9 protein-coding genes are annotated in these 12,672 nt (G+C 71.8%); 6 read left to right on the top strand and 3 right to left on the bottom strand.

Annotation, left to right across the window (positions count from 1 at the left end):
- Positions 1 to 183 precede the first annotated feature (183 nt).
- From ABZZ74_RS24735 to ABZZ74_RS24710, 6 genes are all read left to right on the top strand, one after another.
- Entirely contained in the window at positions 184 to 636 is a 453-nt protein-coding gene (locus ABZZ74_RS24735) for a hypothetical protein (RefSeq protein WP_356768362.1), read from the top strand.
- Between the two features lie 240 nt (positions 637 to 876).
- Positions 877 to 1,275 (top strand): hypothetical protein, encoded by a 399-nt coding sequence (locus ABZZ74_RS24730; protein WP_356768360.1) that lies wholly within the window; start codon positions 877 to 879, stop codon positions 1,273 to 1,275.
- 342 nt (positions 1,276 to 1,617) lie between these two features.
- The gene (locus ABZZ74_RS24725) at positions 1,618 to 2,244 is read left to right on the top strand and encodes a hypothetical protein (RefSeq protein WP_356768358.1); all 627 of its coding nucleotides are present in this window, start codon (positions 1,618 to 1,620) and stop codon (positions 2,242 to 2,244) included.
- Between the two features lie 210 nt (positions 2,245 to 2,454).
- Complete coding sequence (gene ettA, locus ABZZ74_RS24720) at positions 2,455 to 4,119, top strand: energy-dependent translational throttle protein EttA (protein ID WP_356768356.1); 1,665 nt, start codon at positions 2,455 to 2,457, stop codon at positions 4,117 to 4,119.
- Between the two features lie 6 nt (positions 4,120 to 4,125).
- Entirely contained in the window at positions 4,126 to 4,533 is a 408-nt protein-coding gene (locus ABZZ74_RS24715; RefSeq protein ID WP_356768354.1) for a thioesterase family protein, read from the top strand.
- Complete coding sequence (locus tag ABZZ74_RS24710; RefSeq protein ID WP_356768352.1) at positions 4,530 to 5,201, top strand: hypothetical protein; 672 nt, start codon at positions 4,530 to 4,532, stop codon at positions 5,199 to 5,201. Before ABZZ74_RS24715 ends, ABZZ74_RS24710 begins: the two co-directional genes overlap by 4 nt.
- A gap of 12 nt (positions 5,202 to 5,213) precedes the next feature.
- Here the strand turns inward: ABZZ74_RS24710 and ABZZ74_RS24705 are convergent, their stop codons facing one another.
- The 3 genes from ABZZ74_RS24705 to ABZZ74_RS24695 form a co-directional block, all read right to left on the bottom strand.
- Entirely contained in the window at positions 5,214 to 6,170 is a 957-nt protein-coding gene (locus ABZZ74_RS24705) for an ABC transporter ATP-binding protein (protein ID WP_356768350.1), read from the bottom strand.
- 64 nt (positions 6,171 to 6,234) lie between these two features.
- Positions 6,235 to 8,952 carry an ABC transporter permease gene (locus tag ABZZ74_RS24700; protein WP_356768348.1) on the bottom strand — a complete coding sequence of 906 codons (2,718 nt, stop codon included), beginning with the start codon at positions 8,950 to 8,952 and terminating at the stop codon, positions 6,235 to 6,237.
- A 1-nt stretch (position 8,953) separates the two neighbouring features.
- The gene (locus ABZZ74_RS24695; protein ID WP_356768346.1) at positions 8,954 to 12,661 is read right to left on the bottom strand and encodes an FtsX-like permease family protein; all 3,708 of its coding nucleotides are present in this window, start codon (positions 12,659 to 12,661) and stop codon (positions 8,954 to 8,956) included.
- Positions 12,662 to 12,672 lie beyond the last annotated feature (11 nt).

Here is a 12,672-nt window from a genome sequence, read left to right as displayed (position 1 = left end):
CGGGCCCCCGCCCTGCCCGGACACCGAAAACACCCGCACAACAAAACCGAAGAGGGGCCGTCAGTAAGCTGACGGCCCCTCACGAAAGATCGAGGCTAGACTGGCCGACCTGTCGTCGGCACAATCGCTGACACTGGTCTCGATACAGCCTGCACGCGCAGAAGCCGAAGAAGCTGGGGGGCTATGGCGGACGACAGCGACGTCTTGCTCGAACTCTGGAAGGAGCAGCGCGACCAGCTCCGGCAGACCGAGAATCAAAGGGCGCAGCTCACCAATATCGTGATCTTGGTTGTGGCTGCCGGGTTGGGATTCGTTGCCCAGAAGGGCCTGCACCCGTCAGTCCTGGTGGTGACCATGCCGATGACGCTCCTGGGGCTGTACGGGGCCCTGGCTTGTCTGAAGTACCGCGAGCGCTCGGCACTCCACGCTGCGCAGGCGCAGAGCCTTCGAGGCAAGCTGAGTGCGCTGCACGCGGGCCTTGAGATCGAACCTGGTTGGGCCGGCACGTACCGCGATCAACAAGCTCAGTTCCCCAAGCTCTTCAATCTTCGTCTCTATGTCATATGGCTTGCCCTCCACGTCGGCGTCGCAGCCATCGGTATCACTGTGACCTTGTGGGCCCTGACCGGAAGTTGACCGTCTGTCTCACTCGAATCCTTGCGGCGAGGTCCACAGCGCAGCCTCCCTGATGGCCTCCAGAGCGATCACCAAGCATTGGGTCCGCTACGGCAGGGTTTCGTCATCAGACAGTGAAACCTAGTTCTGATCAAGCAACTCACGGCACATTGGGGCGAACTCCTCAACACACTGCTCGGAGTCGCTGTTGGCTTGCATAGCCCTGTCCCAAGCCGCGTCTCGAAGGTCGGGATAACCGCTGTGCGCCGCGCGCAGAGCGCTTCTCCAAGCATCGATGTGGAAGTAAGCATTCATGGCAGCGTCCGCTATATGCCCTGGACCCTCCAACATCACCAACGTGGCCGCCTCCTCCAGCTGTTCGCAGGCAGCCTTCAATTCATCGAAACGCTGAGAGACGTCACTGGCATCTGTTCGGGCAGATTCATGAGCCGCTTCGGCAGCGCGGAGCGCAGCTCCAGCCCGGATGAGAAACTGACTATATGCATCCCTGCGCAGCTGACGGCGCTACTGTTCGTGCTGATTCTGCCTCTGGTCTCGTCCCGTGACACGCGCGGCACTTATGGTGCCCAGCACACCGACGAGGCCTCCAACGACTGCACCGGCAAGCGTGTAGATCCCTTCGCTCATGGACACCATTGAAGCTGCAACGGTCAAGCGTTGTGGCCCGCCCTCCGATGGGCGCGGCGCCGCGGCCACCGAACGACCCTGCAGGAGTCCGCTACGAGCAGAGTGGCGCATCTCTGGGCGCCGTTGTCGAATGCGTATCGAAGTTGGAAGCCCCTGGTGCTGTCCCGGTCAGCGCGGCAGGTCAGAACACCGTTGTGTCTCAAGCAGCAGGCGCCTTCTAAGCCCTCGCTCCAAGCCCCCGACACGCCCCAGCAGGCCCCTTCACGCCGCGTGGCTAAATCCACGCCCTTGTTGGCGCTTCATGTACGTGTCACACAGTTGATAGGCGGGGTGACCGGGGGAGGGGGACTCTGTATGTCCGTGCTGGGTGGCAATCGCGGTGAGCCGTCGGAGTGGGCCATAAAGCGGTTTGGGCGGCATGCCGGCAGGCTGGTCGAGGCGATTCCGGAGCAACTGGCCAGGGCTCACGCGCGGGCTCATGCCGTTCACCTCACCGCAAGGCTGAAGAAGCGCAGCCCTTACGGCTCCACCCTGGCCGAGGCAGTGCGCGAGAACCTCGCGGATACGGCTCGTGAGCTGGACGAAGCCGTGCGCGACGTGCGCGGGTACGAATACGCCGTCATCAACGACCACGCGCTCTTCCCCTTTAAGTACGCCGACCGCCCCAGGCCCCTCGAACGTGCGCGGCTGGCGGCCAACGCTTCCCCCACGCGCAGGAGGATGCTCCTGAGCCACGGGCCGGAGCCGCAAGACGGCCTCTTCCCTCTTGACGACGAGCTCACCACCGAGGAGTACGAGGAGCTGCACGAGACCTTCGAGGCCCTCGGCGCCTCCACGAAGCTCGTGTGCCTCTTCTTCACAGCCGACCCAGAGAACGGCATCCACGTCATCCACTGGGGAGACGCCCACCTCGAACCCGACCGCACCTTCACCTGGCTCCACAGCGAGCAGCTGCGGGTGGCGCCCCAGCCGCTTGAGTGAGCAGCCCCGATCCTGGGCCGTCTCTGGGCCGTGCGAGGGTGCCCGACGCCGACCAACGACGACCGACAGTGACAGTCGAGCTACCGTCGCCGACGACGAACCCCCAGGTCACAGCCCCCCGACCAAACGGGTTACCACCCAAGGGTGGACCTCAGGCAAGATGGGGTGTATCTGCCCACTGCCAGATTTCAAGCTGCCGGACGGTTTCTCTTGGCTGAGTTCATTTACACCATGCGCAAGACGCGCAAGGCGCACGGCGACAAGGTGATCCTCGATGATGTCACCCTGAACTTCCTGCCGGGAGCGAAGATCGGTGTCGTCGGTCCGAACGGGGCCGGTAAGTCGACGGTTCTGAAGATCATGGCGGGGTTGGAGCAGCCGTCGAACGGTGATGCCTTCCTGTCGCCCGGGTACAGCGTCGGGATCCTGCTGCAGGAGCCCCCGCTGAACGAGGAGAAGACGGTCCTGGAGAACGTCCAGGAGGGTGTCGCCGAGATCAAGGGCAAGCTCGACCGGTTCAACGAGATCGCCGAGCTGATGGCCACCGACTACAGCGACGCGCTGCTCGACGAGATGGGCAAGCTGCAGGAGGAGCTGGACCACGCCAACGCGTGGGATCTGGATGCTCAGCTGGAGCAGGCCATGGACGCGCTCGGGTGCCCTCCCGGTGACTGGCCCGTGACCACCCTCTCCGGTGGTGAGAGGCGGCGTGTGGCGCTGTGCAAGCTGCTGCTCGAGGCCCCCGACCTGCTGCTCCTCGACGAGCCCACCAACCACCTCGACGCCGAGTCGGTGAGCTGGCTGGAGCAGCACCTCGCCAAGTACGCGGGCACCGTCGTCGCGATCACCCACGACCGGTACTTCCTCGACAACGTCGCCGAGTGGATCCTCGAGCTCGACCGCGGGCGCGCCTACCCGTACGAGGGCAACTACTCCACGTACCTGGAGACCAAGCAGACCCGTCTGAAGGTCGAGGGGCAGAAGGACGCCAAGCGCGCCAAGCGGCTCAAGGAAGAGCTCGAGTGGGTGCGGTCCAACGCCAAGGGGCGGCAGGCCAAGTCCAAGGCGCGTCTCGCCCGGTACGAGGAGATGGCCGCCGAGGCGGAGAAGATGCGGAAGCTGGACTTCGAGGAGATCCAGATCCCGCCGGGCCCGCGGCTCGGCAGCATCGTCGTCGAGGTCAACAACCTCAACAAGGCCTTCGGCGAGAAGGTCCTCATCGAGGATCTCTCCTTCACGCTCCCGCGCAACGGGATCGTCGGCGTCATCGGCCCCAACGGCGCCGGCAAGACCACCCTCTTCAAGATGATCCAGGGTCTGGAGACCCCGGACTCCGGCACCATCAAGGTCGGCGAGACCGTCAAGATCTCCTACGTCGACCAGAGCCGCGAGAACATCGACCCGAAGAAGACCCTCTGGGCCGTCGTGTCGGACGAGCTGGACTACATCAACGTGGGCCAGGTCGAGATGCCCAGCCGGGCGTACGTGTCCGCCTTCGGGTTCAAGGGCCCCGACCAGCAGAAGCCCGCCGGCGTGCTCTCCGGCGGTGAGCGCAACCGGCTCAACCTCGCGCTCACCCTCAAGCAGGGCGGCAACCTGCTGCTCCTCGACGAGCCGACCAACGACCTCGACGTGGAGACGCTCAGCTCCCTGGAGAACGCGCTGCTGGAGTTCCCCGGCTGCGCCGTGGTCGTCTCCCACGACCGGTGGTTCCTGGACCGGGTCGCGACCCACATCCTCGCCTACGAGGGCGACTCCAAGTGGTTCTGGTTCGAGGGCAACTTCGAGTCGTACGAGAAGAACAAGATCGAGCGGCTCGGCCCGGACGCGGCGCGTCCGCACCGTGCCACCTACAAGAAGCTGACCCGGGGCTGATCGGTCTTGCGCCACATCTACCGCTGCCCCCTGCGCTGGTCGGACATGGACGCCTACGGCCATGTCAACAACGCCGTCTTCATCCGGTACCTGGAGGAAGCCCGTATCGACTTCCTGTTCCGGCCGGAGAAGGACTTCAAGCAGGGGTCCGTGGTGGCGCGCCATGAGATCGACTACAAGCGCCAGCTCGTCCACCGGCACCACCCGGTGGACATCGAGCTGTGGGTCACGGAGATCCGGGCCGCGTCCTTCACCATCGCCTACGAGGTGAAGGACGACGACCTGGTCTACGTGCGCGCCTCGACGGTGGTCGTGCCGTTCGACTTCGAGCACGAGCGGCCGCGCCGGCTCACCGACGAGGAGCGCGAGTTCCTCAGCGAGTACCGCGACGACGACGAGGCCGTCGCCGCATGACGGTGCTCCACCTCGCCGACGAGGGGGAGGCAGCGGACTTCGCGGCCTTCCTCTCCCGGCTGCTGCACTACGACCGCGGGGCCGCCGTCCGTCTGCAGGCCGCCGGCACCGCGCTCGCCGTCTTCGGGCGCCCGCCGTCCTTCGAGGTGCTGGCGATCCGCGCCGTGCGGCTGGCGAAGCCGTACGAGAACGGGCTGGACGTCACCCTGGACGTGACCGTCTCCGCCGGTGAACTCCTCGAATCCGTGGACGAGTCGGCGGCCACGGCCGCCGTCCCGGACGCGGTGACCGGACCGCCGTGGGCGGGAGTGCTGCCCCCGCGCGGTGGCTGGCGGCCCGAGCCGGGTCTGCCGGCGCCGGACGCGCTGCGGGCCATGGTGTCCGCCGCGGTCGCCGAATTCCGGTTCCGGACCGAGAAGTTGGCGCCCGAGCGGCGTACCCGGGCCGAACTCGACCGGATCGGGCGGGAGATATGGTCCCGCACGGTCGGTGACACCCGCCTTCCGGTACGGGCCGTACACGCGGCCCAGTCCCTGGGGTTCCTGCGCGCCGGGGGCACCGAGCCGGCGTTGTTCTCGTCGGGGGCGTGGCTGCGGCTGCGGACCCCGTACGGGTCGATCGCCGTACGCCGGGCGGGACTCGGCGCGCTGGACGTCAGCGTCCGCTGACCGTCCACCGCCTCACGTCCGGTCGCTGTCGTCCGGCCATACGGCGATGTGGTCCGGTTCCAGTTCGAGGGCAACGCGGTCGCGCATGCCCAGGGCCTGTGTGTACTCGGCGGGCAGCTGGAGGCGGCCCGCTCGGTCCAGCATGGCGTACTCGCGGGCGACCACCGTCTCGTGGCCGGTCGTCTCGTCGACCTCGCTGCGGCGCAGGACCTCCGTGGAGGTGCGGCCGTCGCGGATGGCGACCGTGCGGCGGACCTCCCCGGCCACCGCCTGGTCGTGGGTGACGATCACGATGGTCGTGCCGAGGCGTTCGTTCGCGGTGCGGAACGCGGCGAAGACCTGCTCGGCGGTGTGGGAGTCGAGTTCGCCGGTGGGTTCGTCGGCGAGCAGGACCGCGGGGTCGTTGGCGAGGGCGACGGCGATCGCCACGCGTTGCTGCTGGCCGCCGGAGAGCTGATGCGGGCGGCGGTCGCCGCAGTCGGGGATCTCCAGCAACTCCAGGAGTTCCAGGGCGCGTTCGGCCTGCTTGCGGCGTTTGCCCGGGCCGGCCAGCTGCATCGGGAGGGCGATGTTCTGGGCCGCGGTGAGGTAGGGGAGGAGGTTGCGGGAGGTCTGCTGCCAGACGAAGCCGACGGTGCTGCGGCGGTAGGTGAGGCGGTCCTTCGCGGTCATCGTGAGGAGGTCCTGCCCGGCGACGCGGGCGGCTCCGGCCGTGGGGGTGTCGAGGCCGGCGAGGATGTTCATGAGCGTGGATTTGCCGCTGCCGGACGCGCCCACCAGGGCCATCAGTTCGCCCTCCTGCACGAGGAGGTCGAGGCCTTGCAGGGCCTGGACCTCGATGCCGTCCGTGGAGAAGACGCGGACCAGCCGGTCGCAGGTGATGAGCGCGTCCTGGCCGTAGACGGGCTGCTCACGGGCGGACCGGGCGCGGGCCGCGAGATCGGCGAGGGTGGGGTCGGTCCCTGTCATCACACGCTCCCAGCTGTCGGCGTCGGTATCCGAAGGCCACCACTCATCATCCGAAGGGCACCACTCATCGCGCATCCCCCGCCCGCAACTCCCCGACCGTCCCCCGCCGCCCCGTCCACCACGCCTGAACTCCCGCCACTCCCACCGTCACCAGCACGATCGTGACCGCCGGGAGGAACAGGGACGTCACGTCCGTACGCAACGCCGCGTCCCCGACCGGGGCTTGGTGGCCGGCCACCGCCACCGTCGTCAGGTCCAGCCCCGGGGACAGGAGCCGGATCGTCGCCCAGCCCGTCAGGGTGCCGCCCAGCGCCGCCAGCCCCGCCTGCGGCAGGGACTCCAGGACCAGCAGACGGCGGCCGGCGGAACGGGGGAGCCCCATCGTGCGCAACCGGGCCAGCAGAGCCGTGCGTTCGGGGAACGTACGCAGGAGCGTGAGGAGGAGGGACAGGACGGCGTAACCCGCGCCCGCCGCCACCGCCGCCGTGTAGACGTGTTCCGCGCCGGACTGGAGCGGGGAGTCGGCGTAGCGGGCGCGTTCGGCGGAACGCAGTTGCAGCGGCGCCGAGTCACCGATGGCCCGGCGCAGGGCGGGGACGTCGAGATGGGAGCCGGTGAGGAGGAGGGCGGTGGGGCGGCGGGTGGCGGGCGTGAGGGCCGTGCGGTTCACCACCAGGAAGTCGTCGCCGATCACCGCCGGCGTGCGGGAGCGGACCGCCGTGATGCGGACGGTGATGGTGCCGCCGTCCTCCAGACGGACCGCCAGCGGCCGGGTGCCGTAGCGCGAGGCGACGGAGGCGGAGGCCATTGCCGGGACCGTGCCGTCCGCCGCGCGGCCCGTCAACTCGCCCTCGCCGAAGGCGCCGAGCCCCGTCCGGGACGCCAACTCGGCGTAACTGCGCGGGTCTACGCCCACCAGCGGCACCGAGGTGCTCTGGTCGCCGGGCTTCGCCTGGTACTCGATGCTCACCGCGGCCGTCCCCCGCACCCCCGGCGTCCGGCGGACCCGGTCCGGCAGAGCCGTCGGCAGCGCTCCCGTCGCCGCTTCGACGCGGGCGTCCGCGCCGACCGTGAGGAGAGCCGCCCGGTCGCGGGTCGCGTGGACGCCGGCCAGGACCGAGCCGCCGAAGGCCGCCGTGGTGAGGGCCGTGAGCAGCGCCAGCAGAGGGAGGGCCGTGGAGGCGGAGGTGCGGGCCGCCCGGGCCAGGGACAGGTGGGCCACCGTGCCGCGCAGCCGGGCGGCCGGGCGGGCCAGGGCGCGCAGCGGGAGCGGGTAGAGGCGCACCAGCAGCAGGGCGGCCGCCACTCCCACCAACACCGGTGCCAGCGCGGCCAGTTGATCGCCGTCCGTGCCCTGCCGGCGGAGGGTCTCCACCGCGCCCAGGGTCACCACGAGCAGCGTCAGCTCCGCGACCGTACGGCGCCGGGACGGTCGTACGGCCGTGACGTCCCCTCGGCCCGGGTGGATCCGTACGGCGTGGTGCGCGGCCACCGCGCGCAGCGGCAGGGTCAGACAGGCCAGCAGGGTGACGGCCGCCGCGGACGCGACCGCCTGGCCGGTGCGGGCCTGGGGGAGGGCGAGCAGGGCGATCGCGAGGCCCAGGGCGCCCGCCGGGACGGCGACGACGGCCGTCTCGGCGAACAGACGGGCCGCGAGGCCGGGCAGGGAGGCGCCCCGGGCGCGCAGCAGGGTCAGTTCGGCGCGGCGGCGGTCCGCGGCGAGACCGCCCGCCATCAGCAGCACGACCACGGCGACCGTGCCCGTGCCGAAGGCGGCGACGGCGACGAGCGGGCGAACGCCGTCGCGCAGACCGGTGTAGGAGCCGAGGACGTCGTCGAAGCCGGTGTTCACGGTCGCCGACATGTCGGTCAGCGCGCGCACCTGCCGCAGGGCCGGCCCGGACTCCAGGGAGGCGACGGCCGAGCGGAGGCGGTCCACCTGGTACGCGTGCAGATGGAGGTCCGCCGGGGCCAACTGCCAGTAACGCCATGCGGCCGAGGGCGTGCCCAGCAGCGCCGGGGCGGCCTCGGGAGCCAGCAGCAGGGCGCCCAGCCAGTACTGGGCGGCGTCGGCGCCCCCGCCGGGCACACGGTTCAGGCTGGGCGTGCGCAGCAGCGGCTGACTGGCCCAGTACGGGCCCTGCGGGTCGCGCGGGGTGACGATGCCGGTGATGTGAACGGCGAGCGCGGGACGCCGCTCACCGGGTACGTGGATCACCGAACCGACCTTGATGCGCAGGGACTTGGCGGTCTCGGCGGTGACGGCCGCCTCCACGTCACGGGTCTGTGCCGTCACCGGAGCCGTGGCCCGCGGCAGCCGGCCGGTGACCTTCTCGGCGTGCGCGCCGACGCCCTGCTGGGCGGCGAGGGAGAACTGCGCCGGCAGCCCGCTCGGCCGCGGCAGCCACAGATCTGGCACCTGCAGCGGTACGGCGGTGCGCACGCCGTACGTCGACTGGGTGCGGTCGGCGACCAGCGGGCGCGGGACGGCGCGCAGGAGCCCCGCGTACTGCATGCCGAGCCGTCCGGGGCTCAGCGCCAACTCCCGTCGCTGCTGCGACATATAAGGAGAGGGCGGCTCGACGAACACGGCCACGTTGGTGGCCTGCGGCCGGGCCCGCTCGACCGACCGGCGCAGACCGGCGTCCTCGTACCGGTCGACCGCCCGCGGCAGCGCGGCCGCCAGACACGCGGTCACCGCCACCAGCAGCGCGAGCGCGAGAGCGGCGACGGGGGCGGTGCGCAGCCGCGTCCGCACCCAGGGAGCCGGCACCGAGTTCATCTCACTCGCCTCCCTGCTCCCGCAACGACACCACCGGGTCACCGCGCCGCACCGCCAGCGCCGCCGTCACCACGAGCGGCGTCACCGCCACCGCGGCCAGCAGCACCGCCACGTCCCCGACCGGCAGCCGGACCAGGACGCCCGGCACCGGGCGGGTCGCCTCGGTCGTCAGGACGATCAGCGGGATCACCGCGCGCGCCAGCGCCGTCCCCAGCGCCGTTCCCACCACCAGCGCCAGCGCGACCAGCACGCCCTGCTCCACGGCGATCATGCGGGCCAGCCGGCGGCGCGGGGCGCCCAGGGCGCGCAGGACCGCGAGTTCGGCGCCCCGCTCGCGCAGGGAGCCCGCCGCGCTGACCGCGAAGCCGACCGCGGCAAGGGCCGCCGCGACCCCGGCCGCCGCCGCGAACGCCGCCTCGGGACCCGCGCCGAACGGATCGTCCCGCAGCTGCGCCGCCGTCTCGTCGCGTACGACGACCTGGGAGGGATCCAGGTCGGGCAGCGCGCGCAGGGCCGCGGCGACCCGGCCCGTGGAGCCAGGGTCGGTCCGCAGCCACCATTCCGTCGGCGTCACACTCACCCCGTACCGCCACTCCAGCACCCGGTTCACCGCCCGTAGATCCACCAGCAGCGCGCCCCCGTCCGCGTCCCCCGTCGTCGGCAACTCCCGTACGAAGCGCACGATCCGCACCGGCACGGTCTCGCCGGAGAGGGTCACGTCCACCCGTTGTCCGGTGTGCGCGCCGGCCGAGGCGAGGAAGCGGTCGGTCGCCACCGCGGTGACCTCGGGCGGCGAGGTCTGCGCGACCTGGGCCCGTACCGTCAGCGAGGCGGAGGCCCAGGGTTCGTCGTCCGGCACGTACCCGGTGCCGTACGTGATCGTCAGCGGCGACGAACTCACCGTCGGAGGCTTCGGGTTGGTCCTCGGGTCGGGCGAGGACACGTTCCCGTCGCTCGACGAGGACACCTTCCAGGACGTGGGCAGCGGGATCCTCCGTGCCGACCCGTCCGCCGACTGCGCCGTCAACTCGCCGATCGTGAGCCGGTGTTGTTCGGACCTGCCGCGCGGTACCGATACGACCAGTTGCAGACCCGTGAGCTTCAACGGCCCACCGGGGAGCGGCAGTTCGAGGGTGTGCGGGTGGCCGTCGCCGGGGAGTTCGCCCACCGGTACTGCGTACGGGGTGCCGTAACCGTCTTCCAGGGTGGCCGTCACGTCGGCAGAGGTGCCGGTGCCGCGTGAGCCGCGCAGGGTCGCCGTCACGTCCAACCGGGTGGTGTGGGCGGGAACTTGGGCTCCCGCTGTCGCTTTCCTCGGGCCCAGGGGTGCCAGCAGCGGCCGTACCGGCTCGGGGGACAGGTCCCGGCGCAGCAGCATCATGTCCGCCGCGTGCGCGGTGTCCAGGGCAAGCAGATCGGCCGTACGGTCGCCGGAGAGCGGGAGTTCGGCGCGTACGGCGGGCGCGGTCTCGCGTACGCCGCGCAGGGCCGCGTACGCCTCCGTGCGGCCGGGGCCGGCCTCGCCGGCGCCGAGGACACGGACCGGCGCGCCCGCGGCGAAGTCGGCCTGGTCGCTCTGCGAGCGCGTCCAGGAGGCGCCCTGGCCGATGGCGAGCATGCCGAGGGCGACGGCGAGGACCAGCAGCAGTACCGGGCCCGCGCCGCGCATCGGGCGGCGGCTGAGCTGCCAGCCGGCCAGCGCCGCCGTCAGCCCGCGCCCGCCGGCCGCGCGGTGCTCGGCGAGCCGGGCCACGAGCGGGAGCAGACGGAGGGTCAGCACCGTTCCCGCGAGCAGCGCCAGCGCTGGCGCGGCGACGAGGAGCGGGTCGATGCCGAGGGTGCCGGAGCGCGCGGGGGTCACCGCGCCGGAGGTCTGCCGCCCCAGCTGCCAGTACGCCACGCCGGCCACCGCCAACAGCCCCAGATCCGCACCGCCCCGCACCGAACCGGGCAGTACCTGCGCCCGCCCCGGCCGCGGACCGGGATCGACGCCGGTGCGGCTCCGTCCCGGCCGGAGACCTGTACTCGGGCTCGTGGGCGTCTTGCTCGGTGGGAGGTCGGTGTTTGGGCCGGTGGGCGTCTTGTCCGGTGGGAGGTCGGTGTTTGGGCCGGTGGGCGTCTTGTCCGGTGGGAGGTCGGTGTTCGGGCCGGTGGGCGTCTTGTCCGGTGGCAGGTCTGCGCTCAGGTCCGTCGGCGTCCTGCCCAGTGGGAGACCTGCACTCGGGCCCATGCGCCCCTGTCCTGGCCGGAGACCTGAACTTGCGCTAGTGCGCCGCCGTCCCGGCCCGAGACCTGGACTCGCGCCCGTGCGCCCCCGGCCAGGCCCCCAACCCGCACTCGCGCCCGTGCGCCGCCATCCCAGCCGCAAACCCGCACTCGCGCCCCCGCGCCCCCGGCCCCGTCGCGCATTCGTGCCCGCGCCCGTGCGCCCCCGGCCCGGCAGCGCACGGGGCGGGGGTGCCTCTGCCCTCAGCGCCGGCAGTGTCACCGCGAACGCGCAGCCCAATGCCACGCCCGCTGCCACCAGCCACACCCCGAGCCGGCCGCCTGCCGGCACGTCCAGGTGCAGTCCGATCCGTGCCAGCGACCCCTGCCTCGCCAGCAGCCGAGTCAGCGGGGCCGCCAGCAGTGGGGCGCACACCACGGCCGGCAGGGCCAGAAATAAGGCCTCCAGGGCGGCGAGGGACGCGATCCGGGTGCGGGAGGCGCCGCGGGCCCGCAACAGCCGTGTCTCCGCGCTGCGTTCGGCGCTCAGCAGCCGGGCCACCAGGAGCAGCGCACAGCCCGCGAGCAGGCCGAGCTGCAGCGCGATGATCAGCAGGGTCGAACGCGAGACGAGCAACGAGCGCTGGACCCGGTCGAGGACGTCGGGCAGGCCGGTGGCCGCCTCCGTGGTCCCGCCGAGCGCGGACTGCCCGCGCAGGGCCGTGCCGCCGGAACGGGCCGCCCTGCGCAGCTCACCGATCCGCGCGGTCGTCAGCCGTGAGAAGTCGGCGGACGCCAGCCAGCCCGACTGACCGGCGCTCACCCGGCCACCGGTCACTACCTGGGGGGCGGCGAGCAGGGGGCCGTACGTCGTGAAGTCGACCGTCTTGACGCCCCGCCCGCCGAGATCGTCCAGCTGCCAGTACGGCGCGTCCGCCACCCGGGGCCGGTACACGCCGGTCAGGGTGACCCGGACCTTCGGGCCGCCGAGCCGGTCGACGAGGGTGAGGCGGGCGCCCGGTCTCAGGCCGAGTCGCCGGGCGGCGGTCTCCGGGAGGGCCGCCTCCACCCCCTGCGCGGCATCGCGGGGCGCCCGGCCCTCGACGATCCGGATCTGCGTCGCGTCCAGGGCCGCGAGGTACGTCAGCGCGGGGTCCCCGGACCGTTCGGACGGCGGCTGGAGCGAGCGGGGGAGTGCGTAGGGGCCCGACCGCACCAGCGCCCGCACGGTCACCGGCAGGCCGGCGAAGACGCGCCGCGCCGCCTGCCGTACGGCGGTGTCGGCGGCCTCACGGCGGTCGCCGGGCACCTCGGCCTTGACGACGAGGGCGCTGTCCGCCGCGTTCCGGGGGCTCTGCAGGGAGTGGCGCAGGGCCGCGTCGCCGATCGCGCCCGCGTAGGCGGTGAGGGCGGCCAGGACGGCCGTGGTCAGCAGGACGGTCAGGAGCGCGGCGGCGAGCAGCAGACGGTGGGCGCGCGCACGCAGCAGGACGAGACGCGTCACCGCCCCCAACG

It is taken from the genome of Streptomyces sp. NPDC006476 (genome assembly GCF_040612015.1).
Classification (GTDB): Bacteria; Actinomycetota; Actinomycetes; order Streptomycetales; family Streptomycetaceae; genus Streptomyces; species Streptomyces griseorubiginosus_B.
This window is presented reverse-complemented; position numbering and strand designations above follow the sequence as displayed.